The sequence below is a fragment of the Streptomyces tsukubensis genome, from assembly GCF_003932715.1.
Lineage (GTDB): Bacteria > Actinomycetota > Actinomycetes > Streptomycetales > Streptomycetaceae > Streptomyces > Streptomyces tsukubensis.
Genome location: NZ_CP020700.1, coordinates 2,855,506 through 2,879,497 on the forward strand (window position 1 = coordinate 2,855,506; position 23,992 = coordinate 2,879,497).

The window sequence follows — 23,992 nt, forward strand, 5'->3', positions numbered from 1 at the left end:
GGTTGGGTGGTGCTGGTGGTTCAGGAGGGGGTTGCCGGGGTGGCCAGGGCGAGGTAGACGGCGGCGAAGTCGGTGACGGCGAGGAGTTCCGCGAGGGATTCCAGTTCGCTGCCTTCTTCGGGTTCCAGTTCGCTGATGGCCGTGTCGTGGCCGAGGGCGAGTTCGCGGGCGGCCGGGGCGGCGGTGAGGCCGCCGGCGGGCCGGTCGCGGAGCAGGACGACCCGGGCGCGCAGTGCCTGCTGTTCCTCCACGCGGTCGCGGAAGAAGTCGTCCGGATCGGCGCCGGCCGCGAAGTCTCCGGCGAGCAGGACTCCGTGGGCGGGCAGTGCTTCGGGGAGTTCGGCGGCGAAGGCGGGGCGGCCGGCGAGTTCGGCGAGGACAGCGGCGAAGCGGCGGCCGGTGGGGGCCGCGCCGGTGCCTTCGGTCCAGATCAGGGGGAGGCTGTCGGCCAGTTCGGCGGCGAGGGTTTTGGCCGGGTTGCTGTAGGTGGCGATGGCGGGGCCGCAGCGCTCGGCCGTGCGGTCGAGGCGGTCGGCGACGCGGGCGAGGGCCTCCGGGGGCGCTTCGAGGAGTCCGATGCGGTCGAGCAGCGCGAGGAGGGGGGTGAACAGGGCCCAGAGGGCGCCGGGACCGGCCGGGACGGCCTCTTCGAAACCTTCGTACACCTCGTACGGCGGGGTGGCCAGGGGTACGACGAGGCCGTGGCGGCCGCCGACGCCCTCGGCCAGCGGGGAGCGCTGGGGGGTGATGGCGACGATGGTGCAGCCGCGGCGGTACGCCTGCTCGGCGAGGAGGTCGAGGCCGGGTTCGCCGCCGTCGGTGGTGATGACGAACAGGAGGTCGAGGGAGCCCGCCCAGCCGGGGAGGGCCCAGCGCAGGGCGCCCGCGGCCGGGGCGACGCCGGTGGGGTGGAGGCGGATGACGGGGGCGCTCGCGCCTGCGAGTGCGCCGATGAGGTCGGCGACTCCGGTGGCCGCGGTGCCCGCGCCGGCGATGAGGACAGCGCGGGGGCGCCCGTCCGGCTTCAGCTCGGCGATGCCCGCTTCGGCGGCGTGCCGGGCGGCCGTCCGTACCCGGGCGCCGGCTTCGGCGGCGCCCCGGAGCAGGCCTCGGCGGTCGGCTCGGGCAAGGGCTTCCGGGTCGTCGAGGAGCGACTCGTCGAGCATGGGGCGGGGCCTCCGATTCGCCGGTTCGGTTGAGGGCCGTTTCGGATGAGGCCCTTGCGGGGGTGTGGTCGCGGGCGCGGGGTGTCGTCAGGCGGGGCGGCGGGCCTCGTCGACGAGGAGGACGGGGATGCCGTCGCGTACGGGGTACGCGAGACCGCACTCCGTACCGGTGCAGACGAGCTCGGGGGTGTCGGCCTCGGACCGGTCCGTCAGGGCGCTGTGGCAGGCCGGGCAGGCAAGGATGGAGAGGAGGCCGGCTTCGAGCGGCATGAGGTGGGTCCCTTCGGGGTCGGCGGTGCCACGGTGGCGGCGGGCGGCCCGGCCGGCCGTGGTGCCGCTGGTCCCTGGGCGGCGCGGTCGTCGGTCGTCACGGCCGGTGCTCCGAGGCGTCGTGGTGACGTGTCGTCGCGGTCGTGGTCCGGGTGTGGCCCGGGTCGTGACGTCCGGTCGTCCGGGAACGCGGGGCGGTCGGTCGATCGGGCCACGTCAGCGTACCGCCGGGGGGAGGGGGGCGGCGCGTTCTGGGGTGGGGAGAGGTACGGGTGGGGCGGTTGGGCAGGGTGGGTGCCCGCGGCCGGGCCGCCGGGCTCAGGGGGGGTGCGGTGGCGGGGCGTACCGGCCGGGCAGGATCCGCCGGGCAGGGGCCCTGGGGGCGGGGGACGTGGAGGGGGGCGGGGGACGCGGAGGGCCGAGTGGTGGCAGGGCGCGGGACCGGTGGGTGGTGGAGGGTGGAGCGGTCCCGGGCTGGTGTCTGGTCCGTGGGGCGCGCGCCCGGGTCCCGGGTGGGGGCTGTGCCGGATCAGGCCTGCTGGGCGGCCGGGTGCGGGAGAGTTCCCGGATGCTTCAGGTCCACACCATCGGGCTAAAGCCCCCGGCGGGCGGCTGCCGCCGGGGGCCGGGCCCTGTCCGGGCGATCTTGTCGGGCCCGCGACGACAGCTACGGCACTCCCCCTGGGCCTGGCGGCCCGGGTGGTACCCCCACGCTGCGTTGTCGGAATCATCCGAGTACGGGCGCGGGGGGACCCATGCGCACGAGGACGATCGCCCCCTGGCTTCGCCGGTGGAGGTCCCCCCGGCGAAGCCGGGGGGGCGTACCCCCACCGCCTTGCGATGCACCGCATCCGGGGGCTCCACCCAGCCGCAGGGCCGGGGGAGCCGCGGGCCGATCCGCGAAGATCGCCCGGACAGGCCTAAGGGTCATGCAGAGGTCAGCGGCGGATGAGGGCGAGGACCTCGTCGCGGATCTTGGCGAGCGTGGCGGAGTCCTTGGCCTCGACGTTGAGGCGGAGCAGGGGCTCGGTGTTGGAGGGGCGGAGGTTGAACCACCAGTCGGGGGTGGTGACCGTCAGACCGTCGAGGGTGTCGATCGTGGCGTCGGGCACCGACTCGAAGGCGGCGCGCACCTCGGCGGTGGCGGCGGTCTGGTCCTCGACGGTGGAGTTGATCTCGCCGGAGCCGGAGTAGCGGTCGTACTGGGCGACGAGTTCCGACAGCGGAGCGGGCTGGGAGCCGAGGGCGGCAAGGACGTGGAGCGCGGCGAGCATGCCCGTATCGGCGTTCCAGAAATCGCGGAAGTAGTAGTGAGCCGAGTGCTCGCCGCCGAAGATCGCGCCCGTGCGGGCCATCTCCTGCTTGATGAAGGAGTGCCCGACCCGTGTACGTACCGGGGTGCCGCCGTTCTCGCGGACGACCTCGGGAACCGACCAGGAGGTGATCAGGTTGTGGATGACCGTTCCACCGGGGTGCTTGGCCAGCTCACGGGCGGCGACCAGGGCGGTGATCGCGGAGGGGGAGATTCCTTCGCCGCGCTCGTCGACGACGAAACAGCGGTCGGCGTCGCCGTCGAAGGCGAGGCCGAGGTCGGCGTTCTCGGCGCGCACCCGCTCCTGGAGGTCGACGATGTTCGCCGGGTCCAGCGGGTTGGCCTCGTGGTTGGGGAAGGTGCCGTCGAGTTCGAAGTACATCGGCACGAGGGTGAGCGGCAGGGATGCGAAGACGGTGGGGACGGTGTGGCCGCCCATGCCGTTGCCCGCGTCGACGACGACCTTCAGCGGGCGCATGGCGGAGAGGTCGACGAGGGAGAGCAGATACGCCGCGTACTCCTCCAGCGTGTCCCGTTCGGTGACGGTGCCGGGTTCCGCGGCCGGCGCGGGGGCGCCTTCTTCGGCCCACTGCTCCACCAGGGCCCGGATATCGGCGAGGCCGGTGTCCTGGCCGACCGGTGCCGCTCCGGCGCGGCACATCTTGATGCCGTTGTACTGGGCGGGGTTGTGGGAGGCGGTGAACATGGCGCCGGGGAGGCCGAGGTGGCCGGAGGCGAAGTACAACTGGTCGGTGGAGCAGAGTCCGATCAGTGTGACGTCGGCGCCGCGGGCCGCGGCACCACGGGCGAAAGCGCCCGAGAGTCCGGGCGACGAGGGCCGCATATCGTGTCCGACGACGATCGCGTCGGCCGACGTGACCTGGACGAAGGCGGCGCCGAAGAGTTCGGCGAGTGCCTCGTCCCACTGGTCCGGCACCACGCCACGGACGTCGTACGCCTTTACGATCCGGGACAGATCAGCAGCAGCCACGGGGCCAGCCTTCCCTCGGGTCTGTGTGGTGGTCGGAGCAAATTATCCGGGTACGTCAGTCCTGGCCGTACCGCGGGTCCACTGATTCGGGCGCCAGCCCCAGAAGTTCCGCCACTTGCTCCACGACAACCTCGTGGACCAGCAGGGCACGCTCCTCGCGGTTCTTGGTCCGGACCTCGACCGGGCGGCGGTAGATCACGACGCGCGCGGGCTCGTCCTTCCCTTCGGGGAGGGTTCCGCCGAGGGGTACTCCGGTGCCGAGGTCGTCGGCGGGTCCGAGGACCGGGACCTCCTGGACCACGAAGTCGACGTCGGCCAGTTGCGGCAGGCGTCTTTCCAGTCGCTCGACGGAATCGCGCACCAGATCGCGGAAGGAGTCCGACCGGCTGACCGAGAGGGGCACCTGGGGTGGGGCGACGGGGCCGCGCATGCCCCGGCCGTGGCGGTCGCGGCGGCGGGGTCTCGGCTCGTCCCCGGGTCCCTGTCCCGGGCCGGTGGGGGGTCCGGCTTCGGGGCCGGAGGCGGCGGGCGCGGGGCCGGCACCCTGGTCCGGCTCCGTGGGTGTCCTGACCGGACGGGGCTCCCCCGGGTGCGGAGGTACGGAACTGTCCATCACTCACGCAGGGTAGCTCTCCCGGGCCTCCCCAAGCGGCAGGGACGGCGCTTCGGGAGGGGTGGGGACGCCCGGGCGGGGAGTGGCTGGAGGGCCGGGTCGGCGGCGGGCGGGCGGCGGGGGTGCCGGGGGGATCTGCACCGGGCAGGTCCGGGTGCCGGACAAGGCCGTCCGGGCCTGTGCGGGGAGAGGGGAACGGACGAAACACAGCGGAAGAAGCACAGCGGAGGAAGGAGGGGCGGATGTGACGGGATGCGACAGGGTGGGTGCGGGTAGGGACGGAGAGGCCGGGCCCAACACAGGGAAGGCGGGCGGCCGGAAGAGGCGGGTGCGAGAAGGGAGCGGGCCAAACCCGGTGCGGACAGCGGTAGGTGGGCGACGGGGGCGGGGTGGTGACAGCGAGTAGGGCGCGCCCCGGCCGCAGTTCACGGGACGGAAGACGGGACGGAAGAGCTGATGGCGGGATTGTCAGTACATGACCGTTCCGGCGGTGCTTGGCGTCGGTTGTGTGGCCGCCGACGATCATCGGTCCCTGCGTGAATGACCTGATTTACGTCACGTCATGACCGGTTCACCTGCCGTCACAACACCGCTCGCGAACCCTTCGTCGCAGGTCAGAAGGGGTCTCTCCGGATCTTCCGAAACCCGGTTCGCATCACGACACGGTGGAGTGAGCTGATGGAGAGTCGTCGCAGCCCGTTCAAGAGTGCGGTACCGTCCAACCTCGTGAGCCCTGTACGTCGATGTTCGCGCACTGCGTGCGGCCGCCCTGCCGTCGCGACACTGACGTACGTCTATGCCGATTCGACTGCGGTCCTCGGTCCGCTCGCCACTTATGCCGAACCCCACTGCTACGACTTGTGCGCCGAGCACAGCGAGCGGTTGACCGCACCCCGCGGCTGGGAGGTCGTACGCCTCACCGACGGCTCGGCCCCGGCCCGGCCCAGTGGTGACGATCTCGAAGCGCTCGCCAATGCCGTACGCGAGGCGGCGCGGCCGCAGGGGCGTGCGGCGGTCGAAGGGCATGCCGCCCGGCGCGCGGCCGACCCGATGGAGGTCGCCCGCCGCGGGCACCTGCGGGTCCTGCGCTCCCCCGACCAGTAGGAGCCGGATCCGGCTGCGCGACGGCCGTCCCGTCGAGGGTTTTCCGGCGTCAGTCGTCCAGGACGGACAGATCCCGTTCCGCTTCGGGGACCGGCACGTTCGCCCGGTCGTCGGAGAGCGTCTGGACCGTGAACATCCGTACCGGGCCGAGTGGCGGGGCAAGGGTTCGTGCCGCGTGGACCGGGCCGCCCGACACGGTCTCCACGGTGAGGGCGTAGGTGCTCTTCGGTCCGCCCGGTGCGGCCGGGACGACGGCCAGGGTGGTCCCGGCGGCGACGGTGTACATCCGTACGGACGGCGCGGCGCCGGCCGGGCCCGGGGGTGACACGGTCACCCGTACCCGGGCCGCCCCGGTGGGTGCGGCGAGGGTCAGGGTGGTGCCGGTGGACCGGTTGTCGGCGGTGCTCGCGCGGTCGCCGACGGGTCCGGCGGCCGGGATGTAGGCCACTTCCCGTGCCGTGCCCGTGCCGCGGACGACCCGGAGCGCGGCCACGAACGGAGTGGGACGGTCCGGCTCGGCCGGGTCGAGCAGGAGGGAGCCCGCTTCTCCTCTGGTGACGCCCTTCAGATCGACGCTCGTCACCGTTCCCGCCTTGACGCGTACGGACTCGTGTCCGGCGGGGACGATCGTTCCGCGGGGGCCCGCGAGCCGGATCTTCAGCTCGGCGTCGGACTCCCCGGGGGCGAAGGCGATCAGCCGTACGGAGGTGGCGTCGGCGGGGATGCCGGGCAGGACCGCGGTGGCCGATGCCTCGGCGGACGCGGCCAGCCAGTCGCTGCCGACGGTGTCCTCGGCGGCGCGGACGACGGCGCCGACCCGTCCCGTGCGGACCGTCACCCGGAGGGTCGCGTCGGTCAGTTCCGCGGGGGTCACGGTCGACAGCAGCACCGGGATCCCGCTGCCCGCGGGGACCGGGATCCCGTCGGGGACGCTGCTGGGTGCCTGCCCGTCGCGGCCGTGGATCTCGATATCGGCGACGGCCGGGGTGTCGTCGGGGTTGGTGAGGTGGAGGTAGTCCTGGCGGCCCTCGGCGGTGGAGACGCCGGGGAACCAGAAGCCCGTATCGGGCGCGGTGCAGGTGGTGCCGAGGAGGCCGCGGGCCGGGCCGGACGGGAGGACGGTCGTCTGCTGGGTGGTCCAGCCGGGGGCCAGGGCGGCGGTCGCCGTGCCGACGAGTGCCGGTGCTTCGCCGCGGCCCGCGCGGACGGCGAGCGGTGCGCCGGGCTTCCCGGCCGTGAGTACGGGGGCGGGTCCGGCGCCCGGTGCGGCGTCGCGGGGGCCGCCGTCCGCTGTCGCGGTCCGGGGCTGCCGGGGCTTCGGGAGCTTCGCCGCTCCTTCCGGGGCGGGGACCGGGGCGCCCGCGGGCCGGAGTTCCGCGGTGCCCGCGGCGGGTACGGGGGCGGGCGCCGGCTTGCCGGACGGGCCGCCGGATCCACCGGGCGGGTCACCGGGCGAGGCGGGTGCCGTCGGGGTGAAGGAGGTGTAGAGCGTTCCGGCGGCCTCCGAGGTGCCGGCCGAGGGGCAGAGCAGGATGGACCGCTCGACCGGCATACGGACGGGGGCCTTCGCCCCGGCGTCGCCCTCCCGGGCTCCGGGGGCGGTCAGGGCGGCGAGTCCGGTGATGGCCGTGAGCGCGGCGACGGCGGCGAGCAGGGACTGGGTCGTGCGTTTCACTCGGACTCGCCTCGGGTCGCGTGGTCGGGCAGAGGGTCCGGGGCCACCGGGAGGGGGTGGGGCTTTGCCGGTTCCGTGAGCGGATACCAGGGTGCGGTGGGCGGAGAGATGGGGTTCGGTACGGCGTCGGGCAGGGTCGCCCCGGGTGTCCCGGCCGTCGCCGTACCGTCCGGGCGTTGGCGCGGTACGCCGGGCAACGCCACGGGTCCGGGCACGGGCACGGGTTCGTCGGGCAGGTCGTCGTCGCTCCGGCCCCTTCTGCCGGGCAGCGCCAGTACGACCAGGACGAGCACCAGCCCGTGCCGGGTCCTGAGCCACACGGTGTGCGCGGTGGACTGCTCGTACGTGACGACCAGGGTGCCGCCCTCGGCGGGGAGTTCGAACCCCTGCGCCCAGCCGTCGACGCTCCGCTTCGGCAGGGGGCGGCCGTCCAGGGTGGCCCGCCAGTTGGCGTCGGCACGGTCGGCCAGGCGCAGGATCCGGTCCGGTCCGCCCGCCGGGACCGTGGCCCGTACGTCCACCGGGCCCGAGGGCACGGGCAGCGGATCGGCCGTCCCGTCCATGACGGTGACCCGGGCGACCTGCCGGTCCACCCCCCACAGCGCACTGCCGCCGATCCGGCTGAGCCTGGTCAGGCCCGGGTTGGTGTCGAGGACCCGGGACAGCCGCGCGGGCGCTCCGTCCCGTACCAGGACGTAACGGATGGCGTAGCCGCTCAGTTCGGCGGCCTGGTCGGCGCCGGAGCCCGCGACGAGGCGGGCCACGACCCGGTCCAGGCGGGGGTCGCCGTCCGTCGCGCGGGTGAGTTCGGCGTCGCCGAGCCGGGCGCCCGCTCCCCGTACCAGGGCGTACGGGACGCGCCCCGGGGACGTACCGCCGAGTACGAGGGTCCGCGGCCGGTCGCTGGTCCCGCTCTCCTCGGCCACGAACGCGGGGACCTGCACGGGGTCCCGGCGCTCCAGCGGTCCGTCCGCGCCGCCGATCGTCCAGTCCGCGGCCAGCTGGACCGGGGCGAGGGCGGTGAGCACGGCGATCAGTACGGCGACGGGCTGCCGCCAGCCGAAGTCACGGGCGGAGACCCGGGTACGGCCGAGTTCGGCGCCGAGACAGGCCGCGGCGATCAGCCCGGCGCCGTACACCAGGGTCGCGGGGCCCGCCCAGGCTGAGCCGTTGACGAGCGCCGCGAGGGCGAATCCGGCCAGGGCCACCGCCCAGGCGGTACGGATCGCGAGCCTGCGCCCTTCGCGGATCAGGGCCGCCAGGGCGGCGAGCACCAGACCGGCCAGCAGGACGCTGCCGCCGGCCTCGGGTCCGCCGGGGCTCAGTGTGAGAAGGCCGAAGGCGGTCGCGCGGCCGTCCCCGAGGTCGAGCCCCGCTTCCCTGAGCACGGCGGACGGTTCGGTCAGCAGGGTCAGCGACCAGGGCGCGAGCAGGGCCACGGGGGTGAGGACCGCGGCCGCGAACCGCGGCCCGGCGGTCGCGAGGTCGGCGCTGCGGGCGGCGAGGGCCGTCGCGCCGAGGACGACCGCGAGCGGCCAGACGACGGGGGTGAACGCGGTGAGGGCGGTGAGCAGCAGGGCGTACGTCCAGGTGGCACGCCAGCCGCCGGTGCCGTGTTCGTGGCCGGTGCCGATGCCGGTGCCGATGCTGGCGGTCCGGGTCTGCCCGAATCCGGTCCCGAATCCGGTGTCGTCCTGCGCGGCCGGTCCCGACGGGCGGCGGGCCACGCCCGTGTCGTGTCGTACGGCCGGTGCCGACGGACCGCCGACCAGGCGCGCGTCGTCCTCTGCGGCCGATGGCGTCCGGCGGCGGGCCGGGCGCGGGACGGCACGGGTGAGGCGGTGTCGGCGGGTACGGCTCCGGGGTCCGGCGGCGGCGGGAGTGCGGTCGAGGCCGTGCGCGGTGACGGCCGCGCGGGCGGCCAGGGGCAGCAGGACCGCCAGGACCGACGTGCCGATCCGACCGGAGGCCAGGGCTCCGGTCGTGGCGGGCAGGAGTGCGTACAGCAGACTCCCCCAGGCCCTCAGCAGCCGCGACGGGATCAGCGGCCGGGCGGCGAGGTACGCGGTCAGACCGGCCAGCGGTACCGAGCAGACCAGGAGCACGGTCACGGTGAGGCCGGTGGAGCCGAACAGGAGCGCGGCGAGACCGGCGAGGATGCCGAGGTAGGGCGGTGCGGTCGGGGTCCCGCCGGTGCCCAGGGGCTGCCACTGGTCCGCGTACCGGTCCCACAGCCCCGGCACATCGGCGGGGGCGGGCAGCAGCGCTCCCCCGGCGAGCGCGCCGGGGGCGAACAGGCCGCGGCAGGCGACCAGGGTGACCAGGACGAGGACGGTGAAGAGGGCGGGCGCCGGCCTCAGCGCGAGTTTCCGGAGGCGGGGGAAGCGCCCGGCTTCGGGAGGCTCCGCATCGTCGCCCTCGGGGGCGCGCCCGGGGACGGGGGCGGTGGTGTCGGGGCGGGAGCGGCTGAGGCGGCCCATCACCCGTTCGAAACCGGCTTTGACGGTCGCGCCCGCCGGGGGGAACAGGGGACGCAGTTCGGGCGCCTCGACGACGGCTCCGGCGGCGGCCGCCCGGGCCCGGCGGCGCGCGGTCCGGCCGGAGACGATCCTCGCGGGGCGGAGCAGTACGGACAGCAGTCCGGCGACCTCGTCGGCGGCGTGGCGGGGGGCCTTGCCGACGAGATAGGCGAGGGTGCGGACGAGCGTGCCGACGGCGATCCGCAGCAGGACCAGGGGCAGTCCCGCGGCGTGGGTGTTGGTCAGCAGGGTGTGGACCGCGCCCGCCTTGGCGACGCGGTGCGGGGAGGCGGTGGAGCGGCCCGCGCAGTCGACGGTACGGCGTTGCCGGGTGGCGGCCTCGGCGTGGCGCAGTACGGCGTCGGGGGCGATGAGGACGCGGTGGCCGACCCGGTGGGCGCGCCAGCACAGGTCGAGGTCGTCCCGCATCAGGGGCAGTCGGCGGTCGAAGCCGCCGAGGGCGTCGAAGACGTCGCGGCGGATCAGCATGCCTGCGGACGAGACCGACAGTACGGTCCTGATCTGGTCGTGCTGGCCCTGGTCGGGCTCGCGGCGGTCGAGGCCGGTCCAGCGGCGGCCGCTGTAGGCGATGGAGGTGCCGACTTCGAGCAGTTGTCTTCGGTCGTACCAGCCGCGGAGTTTGGGGCCGACGATCACCGCGTGTTCGTCGGCGTCGACGACCTTGAGGAGTTCGGCGAGGGCGGTCGGTTCGGGGGCGCTGTCGTCGTGGAGCAGCCAGAGCCACTGGACCGGTTCGCCGTACAGCAGCTCCGGCAGGTCGTACGCCTCGTCGTGCCAGGTCCGGGTGGCGGGGTCCCAGCCGCTGGGCCGTTTGAGATAGGGCAGGTCGTCGGGGGTGAGGACGCCCGCGGTGCGCGCGGCCTCGTCGACGGCGGTGCCGAATCCGGTACGGCGGGCGAGGTTGAGCACCCGGTCGGCGCCGAGGGCCCGGGTCAGCAGCTGCGCGGATTCGTCGGCGCTGCCGGTGTCCGCGGCGAAGACGTTCTGTACGGGCCGCTGCTGGGCGAGGAGCCCGGCGAGGGTCTCCGGAAGCCAGCGGGCGCCGTCGTGCGAGACGAGGACGGCGGTGACGACATGCCGCGGGAAGGTCAGGGGATCGGCCGTGTGGAACGCGGCGGATGTGGCGGGCAGCGGGGCGGACATGGGGGTGAGGCCCTCCGGCCGGGGACGGGAGCGCGCGATGGGGGCGCGTCAGCGTCTGGGACGGGGCCCCACATTAACGGGTCGCCGCGTGGTGGGTTTCCCTTCCGGGGAAGGCGAGTTGGTACGGGCGACCTGGCCGCCTCCCGCCGCGGGGCCTCGCCCCGGGTCTCGGGGGTGGGTGACCCGTGGTGTGCGGGTCTCCTCTGCGCCTCCGTCGCCGACGGGGTTCTCGGGGGCCGTTGCTCCGTGGGGCAGGGGCCGGGTGTGGACCGGTCGCCCCAAGAAGGGTTCACCTTGTGCGCGGCGCGCATCGCCCGGGCCGATGGGATGGGCCGGAGGCCACCGGCGCGGCCGCACCGCACCGGGCCCGGTGTCCGCATCGCGGAGGGCCGCGACTCGGCTGCCGGAGAGCCCGCACACCTCGGGCGGGCGCCCCCGGGCCGCCGGACGCACCCCCGGTGGGAGGAGCGCCCGGGAGCCGGGCTCCGGAGTGCGTCAGACGGCCGCTTTCTTCAGCCGGCGGCGTTCCCGTTCCGAGAGACCGCCCCAGATACCGAAACGCTCGTCATTCGCCAGCGCGTACTCAAGACATTCCGAACGGACTTCGCACGCCAGGCAGACTTTTTTCGCCTCGCGTGTGGAGCCGCCTTTCTCGGGGAAGAAGGACTCGGGATCGGTCTGGGCGCACAACGCGCGCTCCTGCCAGCCGATTTCATCGTCCGCGTCCTCGACCAGCAGTTGTTCGAACAGCTCGGTCATGTGCGCCCCTCGTCTGTTGGCGTCCCCGTGATGTTGCCGTGCTCGATTCGGCCGAACGACACGAGTGAAATTACAAGTGTGTGGCTCCGGGGCAGTCAAGCGGAGATCTGCTATTGAGCCCCGTATTCACTCTGCGGAACCAAGGGTATACGGAAAGTGTTCAAATCCGCAAAAATCTGACACTTGTCGCATCTCTCGCTTCCGCGGGCGTCCCGCACACTCCACCCGCCCTCGAACGGGAAGACGTCAACGCTTTCGATCGTGTTGCGGTCGAACCGATGAAGCGATCCGGATCACAGCCGGGTCACGGCGGAGGCGGGAGGGGTGGTAGCGGGCGGTAGTGGGGTGGTTCGTGCGCGATGTGTCCCAACCCTTGCGCTGCATAAACCTTTCTGCGCACTCCGTAACCGGATGTGGTGAAAGATTTCCGCCAAACCGGTCATCGAGTTGACATCAAAGCGGGACACCCGTCACCGTGGGTGTCATGTCAGCAGCCTCCGCGCCCCTCGCGACCCCCGCCCGCGGGTTCCGCAGCGCTGTGCAGGCTCGCTGTCGTTGTTGTTGCGGCCGCTGACCGAATTCAGTGAGGACGCTCCGTTGAAGCCGTAAGGCTCCGGGCGCCGCCCCGCTTATCCGTATGTATTTCCGTTGTTTCCCGTTGTTTCCGTCGTCTCCCGTCGCCGCGCCGCCCGCAGCGCGACGGAGGGGCGACTCTTCTGCCGAGGGATCACCGCAGCACCATGGACAACGACAGCGACCTCCAGATCGCCGGCGACATCCTCTCCGTACAGCACCTTCTTCAGCCGCCGCGCGAACACCCTTCCACCGTCGCGGATTTCGCCGGCCTCGCGCGTACGGTCGCGGCCGATCGTGCGCTGTGGGAGGGGCTCGTCGAGTACGACGCCACCAGCCGCTGGTACCACCGGCTCCGGACCGGACCGGGGTACGAGGTGTGGCTGCTGTCCTGGGTGCCCGGCCAGGGCACCGGAGGGCATGACCACGGGCCCTCGTCCGGTGTGCTGACGGTGCTCAAGGGGCAGCTCACCGAGCGGACCGAGCGCATCACGGACGCACGGCCGGCGGGGGCCGCGGCGGGCTCCGGGGCGGGTTCGGGATCCGCGGCGGGCTCGGGATCCGCGGCGGGCTCCGGGGCCGGGGCCTCGCGGGTGCTCGAACCCGGCGAAGTCCGCGTCTTCGCGCCCGGATACGCCCACGAGGTGATCAACGACACCCTCGAACCCGCCGTATCCCTGCATATCTACTTCCCGGGTCTGACCGAAATGCCGATGCACGCCCCCCGTTGCACACCGGCGATCCGGGATGTCGTACCCGCCTGACAGACTGCGGTCATGCGAATTGTGGTTCTGGCCGGAGGCATCGGCGGCGCCCGTTTCCTGCGCGGCCTCAAGCAGGCCGCGCCCGAGGCGGACATCACCGTGATCGGGAACACCGGTGACGACATCCATCTGTTCGGGCTGAAGGTCTGCCCCGACCTCGACACCGTGATGTACACGCTCGGCGGCGGCATCAACGAGGAGCAGGGCTGGGGGCGTACGGACGAGAGTTTCCGGGTCAAGGAGGAGCTCGCCGCGTACGGGGTGGGGCCGGGCTGGTTCGGTCTGGGCGACCGCGATTTCGCGACCCATATCGTCCGTACGCAGATGCTGGCGGCCGGTTATCCGCTCAGCGCCGTCACCGAGGCGCTGTGCACCCGTTGGAACCCCGGGGTGCGGCTGCTGCCGATGTCCGACGACCGGGTGGAGACGCATGTGGCCGTCGAGACCGACGGCGAGCGCAAGGTGATCCACTTCCAGGAGTACTGGGTGAAGCTGCGGGCGTCCGTGCCCGCGGAGGCCGTCGTGCCGGTCGGGGCGGAGCAGGCGAAGCCCGCGCCGGGGGTGCTGGAGGCGATCGCCGCCGCGGACGTCGTGCTCTTCCCGCCGTCGAATCCGGTGGTCAGCATCGGCACGATCCTGGCCGTCCCCGGTATCCGGGAGGCCATCGCCGAGGCCGGGGTCCCGGTCGTCGGCCTCTCCCCCGTGGTCGGCGGCGCACCGGTGCGCGGGATGGCCGACAAGGTGCTTGCGGCGGTGGGCGTGGAGTCGACGGCCGCCGCGGTCGCCGCGCACTACGGCTCCGGGCTGCTGGACGGCTGGCTGGTCGACACGGTCGACGAGGGGGCCGTGGCGGCGGTCGAGGCGGCGGGCATCCGCTGCCGGGCCGTACCGCTGATGATGACGGACACGGACGCGACGGCAGAGATGGCCCGCCGGGCGCTGGAGCTGGCCGCGGAGGTGCGGTCGTGACGGCTGCGGACCTCGCGGGGGCGGAGACCGAGGCGGAGAACGGGCCGGCGGACCTCGTCGGCGGGGCGGACCGGGCGGCGGCTTCCGGGGCAGCGGATTCCGTTGCGGCGGAGACCGGGGCGGCGGACGGCTTCGCTTTCGAGGTACGGGCCCTGGACGGGCTGCCGGAGGTGCGCCCGGGCGACGATATCGCCGCGCTGGTGGCCGCCGCCGCGCCGGACCTGCGGGACGGCGACGTCCTCCTCGTCACCTCGAAGATCGTCAGCAAGGCGGAGGGGCGGATCCTGCCCGCCGGGGACCGCGAGGACGCGATAGACGCCGAGACGGTACGGGTCGTGGCCCGGCGCGGCAGCCTGCGGATCGTGGAGAACCGGCAGGGGCTGGTCATGGCCGCCGCCGGGGTGGACGCCTCCAACACCGCCGCCGGGACGGTCCTGCTGCTGCCCGAGGACCCCGACGCGTCGGCGCGGGCGATCCGGGCGGGGCTGCGGGCGGCGCTCGGGGTCGACGTCGGGGTCCTCCTCACCGACACCTCGGGGCGGCCGTGGCGCAACGGGCTCACCGATATCGCGATCGGTGCGGCCGGGCTGCGGGTCCTCGACGATCTGCGCGGCGGCCGGGACACGCACGGCAATCCGCTGGAGGTCACGGTCACGGCCGTCGCGGACGAACTCGCCGCCGCCGGTGATCTGGTCAAGGGGAAGACCACGGGCCGGCCCGTCGCCGTCGTCCGCGGGCTCGGCCGTCTCGTCGGTGACGACGCCGGGCCGGACGGCGCACGGGCCCTGGTCCGCGGCGCCGACGAAGACCTGTTCCGGCTCGGGACGTCCGAGGCGGTACGGGAGGCGGTGACCCGGCGTCGTACGGTACGGGAGTTCACCGACGCGCCCGTGGACCCCGCGGCGGTCCGCCGGGCGGTCGCCGCGGCCGTCACCGCGCCCGCCCCGCACCACACCACGCCCTGGCGGTTCGTGCTGCTGGAGTCGGCCGAATCGCGTACGGAGCTGCTGGACGCCATGCGGGAGGCATGGATCGCGGATCTGCGGCGGGACGGGAAGACGGAGGAGTCCGTGGCCCGGCGGGTGCGCCGGGGCGAGGTGCTGCGCCGGGCTCCGTATCTCGTCGTGCCCTGTCTCGTGATGGACGGTTCCCATCACTACGGGGACGCCCGGCGGGACGGCGCCGAGCGGGAGATGTTCGTCGTCGCGACCGGTGCCGGGGTGCAGAACCTGCTGGTGGCGCTGGCCGGTGAGGGGCTCGGCTCGGCCTGGGTGTCCTCGACGATGTTCTGCCGCGATGTCGTACGGAAGGTCCTCGGGCTGCCGGACGACTGGGACCCCATGGGCGCGGTCGCCGTGGGGCATGCGGCCGCCGCACCGAAGGCCCGGCCGCCGCGGGACGCTTCGGCGTTCATCACCGTGCGGTGACGGGGCCCCGGGCGCGCGTGACGGCGGGGTCCCGGCGCCCGGACATCTCCTCGGCGGCTCCGGGGCTCGGCGGCGGCTCGGCCCGGTCGGCGGGGCGTCGCCGGGTGTCCGCACGGACCGTCAGAGCAGGCCGATGTCGACCTTCCGCATCTTCGGCTTGCGGCGGGGCGGCACCCGGCCGCTGAGCAGGACATAGCGCGCGGCGCGGTGGCGCTGGCCCTCGTACGGCGCGAGGAGTTCGAGCATCGCCGCGTCGTCGGCGTCCCGGTCCCCCGCCAGCGCCCAGCCGACGATCCGCGGGAGATGGAGATCTCCGACGGTCACCGCGTCCGGGGCGCCGTTGCTGCGCTGCACGGTTTCGGCGGAGGTCCACGGGCCGATGCCGGGGACGGCTTCCAGCCGGGCCATGGCCCGCTCCGGGTCCATCGCGGCCGCCTCCTCCAGTCGGCGGGCGACCCGGGCGGCGCGCAGGATCGTCGACGCCCGCTTGTCGTCGACGCCCGCGCGGTGCCACTCCCAGGAGGGGATCAGGGCCCAGGCGCGGGGCTCGGGGATCACGTACAGACCGCCGTATCCGGGCATCAGGTCCGTGGGGCCGGGGGCGGGCTCCCCGAACTTGCACACCAGCAGCCGCCAGGCGCGGTACGCCTCGTCCGTGGTGACCTTCTGCTCCAGGACGGAGGGGATCAGCGATTCCAGGACCATGCCGGTGCGGGTGAGGCGCAGCCCGGGGCGGCGGTGGCGGGCGTGGGCGACGAGGCGGTGGCGCGGGGTGAAGGCCTCGGGCTCGTCGGCGCCGCCGAGGAGTGCGGGCAGGGAGTCCAGCAGCCATGCGGCGCCCTGTCCCCAGGCCTGGGCCTCGACCTCTCCGCCGCCGCAGGCGGCGACCCGCAGGGTCCCCGGGCCCTCGGGCGTACGGGCGGTCCGCCATACGGCGCCGTCGGGCGCCGTGCGGAACGTCGGATCGCCGGGCCCGCGGCGCAGGACGCCCAGCACCAGGCCCAGGTCCAGCGGCCCGGGCGGCCGCCAGCGCCGGGTCCCGCTCCCCGGTTCGGCGGAAGCGGACGGCTCACCGGGCACGCGAGCGGGACCCGCCCCGGCGACGGCGACGGGGGTGGGCCGGGGGGAGAAGCGACCGGACAAGGGGGTCCTCGGAGTGAGGGAAGGCTGTCACTTCGAGGGTAGGCCCCGCCGCTGACAGTCGGCCTGCGGCCCGCGCGTTGCGGGTGCCGGGGCGGGGCGCCCCGGGACCCGGCCGGGGCGCGGTGTGCGGCATCGGCCCCCGGACTGCGCGAGGCGGCCGGGCGGGGCCGGGCCCGTGGCCACCCGGGCGGCGTATCCGGCGCATGCCGGGCCCGGCCCGGCGGGCAGGGCCCGGCATGCCCGGTCCCGGACCGGGCATCGTTCGAAGGGCCCGCGCCGCACCCGGGACAGAGTGCCCGGACGGCGGGCGCCCGGCGGCCCGTGTGCCCGGCTGGGCAGGGGCGGGTGTTCCGGGCACGGCCTGACCGGTCCCGCGCCCGGGCTTGCGGAGCCGGGCACGGAACGCGAACGGCAGTCGGGTATCCCGGAAAGCGGCTCCCCGGCTGTGGATACCCGGCCCGGGGGCCGGGACTCAGCGGGGCCCGGCCCGGGGAACGGGCCACGGCCCGGCGGCCGAGCGCCGCAGCCGTGATAGCTGCGGATCGGGAGACTCTGTCGGGGCCGGCCGGACGGGAACGGCCGCGGGACCGGTCCGGGGCCCCGCCCTGCGGAGCCGGGAGCGGGACGCGGACGGCAGTCGGGTACCCCGAGTACCGGCTCCCGGGCTCGGTGAGTACGGCCCGGTGCCGGGCCCCGACCGGTCGGGTAGGACCCGGCACACACGGTCCCGTCCTTGGGCCGCGCCGGGTTCGGAGGGCCGCACCGCGCCCGGACGGGGGGGCGCCCGGTGTGCCGGTACCGCGTGCCCGGTCCCGCGCCCCGCCCTGCGGAGCCGGGCACGGGACGCGGACGGCAGTCGGGTATCCCGGAGGGTGGCTCCCCGGCTGTGGGTACCCGGCCCGGGGGCCGGGACTCAGCGGGGCCCGGCCCGGGGGACGTCAGGTGCGGCCCTGGTAGTCGGCCGATGCGGTGCGGATCGCCGGGAGGCGGTTGTAGAGGCGGGTGCCCGGGCAGTCCGTCGAGACGCCGTCCCGGTGGCCCGAGATGACGTTGAAGCTGACCTTCCGGCCCTTCTTGTACTTACCGCTCCCGCCCGACGTCAGCGTCACCTTCCCCCGCGGGTTGGCCTGGAACAGCCCCAGTTTCCACGCGGTCAGCCGGGCGACCGCGGTCGCCACCGCGGCGGACGGGTCGGTCTTGTTGTAGGTGCCGAGTACGGCCACCCCCATGGTGTTCGAGTTGAACCCCAGCGTGTGCGCGCCGAGGACCGCCTTGGCGACTCCGCCCGCCCGGCCCTCGTAGATGTTTCCGCACTTGTCGACGGCGAAGTTGTAGCCGAAGTCCCGCCAGCCGCTGCTGACCACGTGGTAGCGGTAGATGCCGCGCAGTACGGAGGGGGCCTGGGCGCAGGTGTAGTTGTTGCCGGTGGAGGTGTGGTGGACGAACGCCGCCTTCACCGTTCTGGTGTAGACGTAGCCGCCCTCCCTGAGCGACTCGTTGGCGCCCCACTGCTTCCGGCTGGTGATCCCCGGACGGGAGGCGGTGTACTGCCCGGCCAGGAAGGACGCGGGGAAGCCGTCGGGGTACGGCGGCCGGGCGGCCGCTGCGGGCTGCACGCTGCGGGAGCCGGGCAGGAGGGCGGGCCCGCCGGGCGCCCCCGCCGCACCGGGCTCGTCGGGCGCTTCGGCCGTGCCCGGTGCGGACTGCCCGGGGTCCACCAGCTCCAGCCGCAGCCCCCGCGGCAGTTCACGGTCGGTGTCCTCGCCCCGTACCCGTACCTCCACTCCGTCCGACTCCCCCACCCACAGCGGGGCCGTGGCTCCGCGCAGCCGTCCCGAGGCGGCCTCGGCGGTGCCGGGGTCGGCGCCGTGGTCGCCCGTGTGGGTCTCGACGTCCTGCCAGCCCGACCAGTCGCCGGTCCCGGCGGCGCGGGTGCGGATCTGGACGGTGCCGTGCAGTTCGGCCGCGGCGTCGTCCCAGACGACACCGACGAGGGAGAAGGGCCGGACCCGGGGTTCGTACCGGCCGCGCTCGGGGACCCGGGTCGGGGGGACGGACCGGGCGGACGGCGTCTCGGACTGCGCTTCGGACGGTGTCTCGGACGGGGTCTCGGACGCTTCGGGGTCGGCGGAGCCTTCGGGCCGGTCGGGGAGGGGGAGGGACTGGGTGGAGCCGGGGACGTCGGGGGCGGCCTGGACGGACCGGGCGGGCTGGGCGCGGGGCGCCGGTGGGGCGTCCCGGGGGTCGGCGGGCAGGGTTGCCGCCGACGCACCCGAGGGCAGCGCGAGCGGGAGGACGAACGCGGCACAGGCCGCTACACCGGTCGAGGAAGCCAGAAATCGACGCATGCAGAAGATGCTGGGTGTCCGTCAGCCGCTCCGCTCGCCGGAACGGGCCCGGGAAGGCCCCGCGCCGACGGCCGACCGGAGGATCCCGTCACCGGTACGAGGGACGCCGCCGCGAGGGCGCGCGCGTACCCTTGCCGGGATGAACGCCAGCGACCGTACCCCCGCCGACCTGCTGCGTTCCGCGCTCGCCGCGGACCCGGGCCGCCCCTTGATCACTTTCTACGACGACGCCACCGGTGAACGCGTGGAATTGTCCGTCGCCACCTTCGCCAATTGGGTGGCCAAGACCGCGAATCTGCTCCAGGGCGACCTCTCGGCCGGGCCCGGCGACCGGCTCGCGCTGCTGCTGCCGGCGCACTGGCAGAGCGCGGTCTGGCTGCTGGCGGGCGCGTCGGTCGGGGTGACCGTGGAGATCGGTGGCGATCCCGCGGACGCGGACGTGGTGGTCAGCGGTCCCGACACCCTGGAGGAGGCCCGGGCCTGCACCGGGGAGCGGATGGCACTGGCACTGCGGCCGTTGGGCGGGCGCTTCCCGCAGGCCCCGGACGGATTCGCGGACTACGCGGTGGAGGTACCCGGCCAGGGCGATCGCTTCGCCCCCTTCGTACCGGTTGATCCTGATACGGCTGCGCTCGTCGTCGACGGGACGGAGCTGAGCGGCGCCGAGCTGGTCGCGCGGGCCCGCGAGGACGCGGAGCGGCTCGGACTGACGGCGGGGTCCCGGCTGCTGACGGGCGGGGAGTACGGAACGTGGGAGGGGCTGTCGGCCGGGCTGTACGCGCCGCTGGCGGCGGGTGCGTCGGTGGTGCTCTGCCGCCATCTCGACCGGCTGCCCGCGGAGCAGTTGCAGCGGCGCATCGAGAGCGAACGGGTGACGAGGGCGCTCGGCGCGTAGGTTCCGGCGGAAGGGCTCCGGGGGCAGGTTCCCCGGCACGGCCCTCCGCGGCATGCGGGCTTCCCGGCGCTCCCGGCCCGGCCGGCGCCCGCGGACCGGGCGTGTTCACTCCGGGCCCGGTACGGGCCGGGGGAAACGGCGCCGCGGGAACGCCCCGCTCCGTGTACGGGGCGTGTACGGGGCGTGTACGCACCCCCGGGGCGTCCCGGGCCGGGCTCCGCAGTCGCCCCGGATCCCCGGCCGGGGCAGCGGGCGGGCGCGGAGCCGCCTCCGCTCGCGCGCGGCAGGAGCGGGCCGGGCGGGGCGGAAACACCGAAGACACCTTCCGCCCCGTTGAATGACGGGTGTCGCCGCGCAGCCAACGGGACGACTCCCAGGGAAACAGGACGTATACCCCCACATGGCGCACACCGGTGCCGAGCCCTCGGGCCCGGCCCCCAACTCCGTTGGATGATCGGCGATATCCGGGATTTCCCGCACAACCAAGCGCCAGGTTCAGCCGTCTAGCCCTGCGATCGGCGGTCCAGCGCACCGCCGACGCCGTGAGGATGGACGCAGAAGTGACGGAGAGTGCCGGCACACCGACGGGCCCTGACGGCCCGGACGGCGGAGACGGCGGAGACGACGCGGTCGGGGAGCGGACCGGGGGCGGTGCGGAACACCACGTACCGCCGCCCCTGGCACCGGAGGACACCCCCGGGCCCGACGCGCAGACGGACACCGGCCGGGAAGCGGACACCGGCCCGGGGGCGGGTGCGGATTCGGACCCCGGCCCCACCCCCGGCCCCGATTCCGGTACGGACGCGGGCACAGGCACAGGCACGGATTCCGGTACGGGGGCGGATCCGGCGGACGTGACCGTACCGCCGTCCGGATCCGACGCCGATGCCGATGCCGATGCCGTCGCGGAGCGGATCCCGCACGCGGCCCCCGACGGCGACTCCGCCCCGGCCCCCGGCGGAGCGCCCGCGGCCGCCGGGCATCTCGGCGCGCCCCTGGGAGTCGCCCCGGACGGGCCCGCCGCCGACCCGGAGGGCCCCCGCCGCAAGCGCCGCTGGCTGCGGTGGACCGCGCTCGGCGTCTCCGTGGTCCTCCTCTCGGGCTCGGCCACGGCCTGGTGGTTCTACCGCAAGCTCGACGGCAACATCACCACCGACACCGCGACCGCGGTCGAGCTGGAGACCTTCGAGAAGGAGCGGCCGGTCCAGGTCTCCCTGGACGCCAAGAACATCCTGCTGATGGGCTCCGACACCCGCCGGGGCGAGGGCAACAGCAAGTACGGGCGGGACGACGGCGGCAGCCAGCGCGCGGACACCGTGATCCTGCTGCACATCGCGGCGGACCGGCAGAGTTCGACGTCGATGTCGATACCGCGCGATCTGATGACGACGATCCCGTCGTGCCGGCGCCCGGACGGCAGCCGGACCGAGGAGCGCCTCGGCCAGTTCAACTCGGCGTTCGAGACGGGCGGCGCGGCCTGCGCGATCCGTACGGTCGAGAAGATGACGGGCGTCCGGATCGACCACCACATGGTCGTCGACTTCCGCGGTTTCACCAAGATGGTCGACGCGGTCGACGGTGTCGAGGTGTGTCTGAAGGAGCCGGTCGACGACCCCGACGCGCATCTGGACCTCCCGGAGGGCCGGCAGACGCTCGACGGCGAGCAGGCGCTCGGTTACGTCCGCGCCCGCAAGTCCATCGGGAACGGCAGCGACACCGAGCGGATGGACCGCCAGCAGCAGTTCCTGGGGTCCTTGGTGAAGAAGGTGCAGAGCGACGGGGTGCTGCTCAACCCCGGGAAGCTGTATCCGGTGCTGGACGCGGCCACCAAATCGCTGACGACCGACCCCGGTCTGGACTCGCTGAAGGACCTCTACGACCTCACCCGCTCCCTGCGGAACGTGCCCACGGAGAACGTCCAGTTCCTCACCGTCCCGCGACGCCCCTGGGCAAACGACCGTAACCGGGACGAACTGGTACAGCCGCAGGCGTCCGTTCTGTTCCGGCAGTTGCGCGAGGACTCCCCCATCACCGTCCTGACGCCCGGCGCCAAGGCCGCAGCGGACGCGAACGCGAACGCGGCGCAGAAGAACGCGCCGTCGCCGGGGGCGGTACGGAGCGCCGATCCGCGGGAGAACGAGCGGACCGACAGCGCCGGAAAGCCGTCCCGGCCCCCGTCCGGAAGCCCGGGCGCATCGGCCTCCCCCACCAACAGCCCCAGCTTCTCGGGGACGAACGCGGCGGTGGGCGTATGTGACTGAATGGTGTGGTCTGAGTAAAGCGATGCCCAAGCAAGGTCCCCGGCCAAGCGGATTGGGCAGATTGCCCCTTGTAAGCGACGTGGCATGCGTCACCGGCATCGCCCCTCATTGACCTGGGCGGATAGTGTGACGCGATCCGGTGCTCGGATTCGCGTCGCGCACTGAGGATCGACATACCGGGCGCCTTCGGGGGAGGCGCTTCGCGTGGCACCGACGGAGGATTCAGACAACCGTGGATGCGCAGAGCCGCGGGCGGGCCGACGACATCGACCCCGCCGACCAGTGGGTGTACAACCCGCAGACCGGCAACTACGAACTGCGACTGGACCGGAACCCAGCGCAGTCGTCGCCCTCCGCTGCTCCGGAACGGCCGAGAACTCCCGGTCCGCGCACCCCGGCCGAAGACGGTGCCCCCGGCGGTTACCGCCCCGGCAACACCACCACGGGTACGGGTACGGGCACCGGTACCGGCGGCCGGGAGGACACCGGTGTCCCCGGTCAGGTCCCCGTCCCCGGCCAGCGCTCCCGCCGCGCCCGTGACGGTTCGGGCGATACGCCCCCGCCCGGCGCCGGCCGCCGCAAGCGCAAGCAGGGTGCGACCCGCAAGAAGAAGGTCCTGATGTGGACGGGCGGGACGCTCGCCCTGCTCCTCACCGCGGGCGCGGTCACCGGCTATGTGCTCTACCAGCGGCTCGACGGCAATATCCAGACCGTCGACATCGTCGGCGGCTCCGGCGGCTTCAAGAAGGACCAGGCCGTCAACATCCTGGTCGTCGGCACCGACAAGCGGACGGGCAAGGGCAATACGGCCTACGGCGACCGCAAGAGCCAGGGCCACGCCGACACCACGATCCTCTTCCATGTCTCCAAGGACCGGTCCAACGCGACCGCGCTCTCCATCCCCCGCGATCTGATCACGGATATCCCGGACTGCGAGACGAAGACGTCGGACGGTGTCATCACCATCCCCGGCAAGTCGAGCACCCGGTTCAACGAGAGCCTGGGTGTCGGCGGCCGGGACCCGGGCTGCACCATGCGGACGGTCAAGGAGCTGACGGGCATAGAGGTCGACCACTTCATGATGGCCGACTTCAACGCGGTGAAGGAATTGTCGACGGCGGTGGGTGGGGTCGAGGTCTGTCTCGCCAAGCCCATCAACGACAAGGATTCCAAACTGAACCTCTCGGCCGGAAAGCACGTCGTCAAGGGTGAGGAAGCGCTGGCGTTCGTCCGGACCCGGAAGTCCGTGGGCTTCGGCAGCGACCTCAGCCGCATCGAGATCCAGCAGCAGTTCCTCAGCTCGATGATCCGCAAGATGAAGTCCGGTCAGACGCTCACCAGCCCCACGAAGATGTGGGATCTGGCGAACGCGGCCACCAAGGCACTGACGGTCGACACCGGGATAGGGAGCATCAAGAAGCTCCAGAGCCTCGGCATGGAGCTGGCGAAGGTCGACCCGAAGAACATCACCTTCACCACGGTTCCGGTCGTGGACAACGAGGACCGTTCGTCGGTCCTGCTCCAGGAGAGCAAGGCCAGGCCGCTCTTCTCGATGATCAAAAACGATGTGTCGCTGACCGAGGTGCAGAAGAAGGAGAAGGCGGCAGCCACGAAGAAGGCCCCGGGACCGCTCGACGGCGCCCGGGCGCAGAAATCCGACGTACGGGTTGCGATCTACAACGGGAGCGACACGAGGGGCGCCGCGGGCGCCACCCTCACCTGGCTTCAGGGCCAGGGCGTGTCCAAGTCGAGCAACGAGGCGAACGCCCCGCAGAAGATCGCCGCAACGACACTGGAGTACGGCCCGAACCAGGCCGATCAGGCGCGCACGCTCGCGGACCTGATGGGCCTGCCCGCCACGGCGCTCAAGCAGAAGGCGGAGAACTCGCAGGGGCGCGAGCCGATGGTGCTCACGCTCGGCGCTGATTTCCAGGGCGCCGGAATCCCGGTGTCCCCCGCGAAGGCCAAGGCACCCGAGGGCATCCAGAAGGTCGAAGCAGACAAGCAACTGTGCGCCAAGTGACCCGGATACGGGCATA

At 73.7% G+C, this 23,992-nt stretch carries 16 protein-coding genes; 7 read left to right on the forward strand and 9 right to left on the reverse strand.

What is annotated here, in order from left to right:
* Positions 1-20: 20 nt before the first annotated feature.
* The 4 genes from B7R87_RS10930 to B7R87_RS10945 form a co-directional block, all read right to left on the reverse strand.
* Positions 21-1,166, reverse strand: a complete 1,146-nt coding sequence (locus B7R87_RS10930) for an SIS domain-containing protein (protein WP_130585029.1) — start codon at positions 1,164-1,166, stop codon at positions 21-23.
* Positions 1,167-1,253: 87 nt separating this feature from the next.
* A complete protein-coding gene (locus B7R87_RS10935; RefSeq protein ID WP_006348979.1) occupies positions 1,254-1,436 on the reverse strand; it encodes a Trm112 family protein in 183 nt (60 codons plus the stop codon).
* A 938-nt stretch (positions 1,437-2,374) separates the two neighbouring features.
* Entirely contained in the window at positions 2,375-3,739 is a 1,365-nt protein-coding gene (locus B7R87_RS10940) for a phosphomannomutase/phosphoglucomutase (protein WP_040916126.1), read from the reverse strand.
* A 55-nt stretch (positions 3,740-3,794) separates the two neighbouring features.
* Positions 3,795-4,352: a metallopeptidase family protein gene (locus B7R87_RS10945; protein WP_006348977.1), complete on the reverse strand. Its 558-nt coding sequence runs from the start codon at positions 4,350-4,352 to the stop codon at positions 3,795-3,797.
* 678 nt (positions 4,353-5,030) lie between these two features.
* On the opposite strand from B7R87_RS10945, the gene B7R87_RS10950 reads away from it, so the two are divergent.
* The gene (locus B7R87_RS10950) at positions 5,031-5,456 is read left to right on the forward strand and encodes a DUF3499 domain-containing protein (protein ID WP_078902336.1); all 426 of its coding nucleotides are present in this window, start codon (positions 5,031-5,033) and stop codon (positions 5,454-5,456) included.
* Positions 5,457-5,505: 49 nt separating this feature from the next.
* Here B7R87_RS10950 and B7R87_RS10955 read toward each other — a convergent pair whose 3' ends face one another.
* From B7R87_RS10955 to B7R87_RS10965, 3 genes are all read right to left on the reverse strand, one after another.
* Positions 5,506-7,131, reverse strand: coding sequence for a DUF5719 family protein (locus B7R87_RS10955; protein WP_130585030.1), 1,626 nt, complete (start codon positions 7,129-7,131; stop codon positions 5,506-5,508).
* The gene (locus B7R87_RS33470; protein WP_233168809.1) at positions 7,128-10,814 is read right to left on the reverse strand and encodes a glycosyltransferase family 2 protein; all 3,687 of its coding nucleotides are present in this window, start codon (positions 10,812-10,814) and stop codon (positions 7,128-7,130) included. The genes B7R87_RS10955 and B7R87_RS33470 overlap by 4 nt, the downstream gene beginning before the upstream one ends.
* A gap of 495 nt (positions 10,815-11,309) precedes the next feature.
* Positions 11,310-11,573 carry a WhiB family transcriptional regulator gene (locus B7R87_RS10965; RefSeq protein WP_006348971.1) on the reverse strand — a complete coding sequence of 88 codons (264 nt, stop codon included), beginning with the start codon at positions 11,571-11,573 and terminating at the stop codon, positions 11,310-11,312.
* A 740-nt stretch (positions 11,574-12,313) separates the two neighbouring features.
* Between B7R87_RS10965 and B7R87_RS10970 the strand changes: the two genes are divergently transcribed.
* Genes B7R87_RS10970 through B7R87_RS10980 form a run of 3 tightly spaced genes read left to right on the forward strand, consistent with a single transcriptional unit; the run spans position 12,314 to position 15,306 of the window.
* Positions 12,314-12,910 carry a cysteine dioxygenase gene (locus B7R87_RS10970; protein WP_006348970.1) on the forward strand — a complete coding sequence of 199 codons (597 nt, stop codon included), beginning with the start codon at positions 12,314-12,316 and terminating at the stop codon, positions 12,908-12,910.
* 12 nt (positions 12,911-12,922) lie between these two features.
* On the forward strand, positions 12,923-13,879 hold the full coding sequence (cofD, locus tag B7R87_RS10975) for a 2-phospho-L-lactate transferase (protein WP_006348969.1): 957 nt from the start codon (positions 12,923-12,925) through the stop codon (positions 13,877-13,879).
* Positions 13,876-15,306 (forward strand): coenzyme F420-0:L-glutamate ligase, encoded by a 1,431-nt coding sequence (locus tag B7R87_RS10980; RefSeq protein WP_006348968.1) that lies wholly within the window; start codon positions 13,876-13,878, stop codon positions 15,304-15,306. The genes cofD and B7R87_RS10980 overlap by 4 nt, the downstream gene beginning before the upstream one ends.
* 120 nt (positions 15,307-15,426) lie before the next feature.
* On the opposite strand, the gene B7R87_RS10985 is transcribed toward B7R87_RS10980, so the two are convergent.
* Both B7R87_RS10985 and B7R87_RS10990 read right to left on the reverse strand, forming a co-directional pair.
* Complete coding sequence (locus B7R87_RS10985; RefSeq protein ID WP_391116437.1) at positions 15,427-16,449, reverse strand: DNA-3-methyladenine glycosylase family protein; 1,023 nt, start codon at positions 16,447-16,449, stop codon at positions 15,427-15,429.
* A 938-nt stretch (positions 16,450-17,387) separates the two neighbouring features.
* Complete coding sequence (locus tag B7R87_RS10990; protein ID WP_130585031.1) at positions 17,388-18,797, reverse strand: N-acetylmuramoyl-L-alanine amidase; 1,410 nt, start codon at positions 18,795-18,797, stop codon at positions 17,388-17,390.
* A gap of 139 nt (positions 18,798-18,936) precedes the next feature.
* Here B7R87_RS10990 and B7R87_RS10995 point away from each other — a divergent pair, with 139 nt between their 5' ends.
* From B7R87_RS10995 to B7R87_RS11005, 3 genes are all read left to right on the forward strand, one after another.
* On the forward strand, positions 18,937-19,692 hold the full coding sequence (locus tag B7R87_RS10995) for a TIGR03089 family protein (protein ID WP_006348964.1): 756 nt from the start codon (positions 18,937-18,939) through the stop codon (positions 19,690-19,692).
* Between the two features lie 560 nt (positions 19,693-20,252).
* Positions 20,253-21,953 (forward strand): LCP family protein, encoded by a 1,701-nt coding sequence (locus tag B7R87_RS11000; protein WP_391116442.1) that lies wholly within the window; start codon positions 20,253-20,255, stop codon positions 21,951-21,953.
* Positions 21,954-22,185: 232 nt separating this feature from the next.
* Positions 22,186-23,976 carry an LCP family protein gene (locus tag B7R87_RS11005; RefSeq protein ID WP_006348962.1) on the forward strand — a complete coding sequence of 597 codons (1,791 nt, stop codon included), beginning with the start codon at positions 22,186-22,188 and terminating at the stop codon, positions 23,974-23,976.
* Positions 23,977-23,992: the final 16 nt, after the last annotated feature.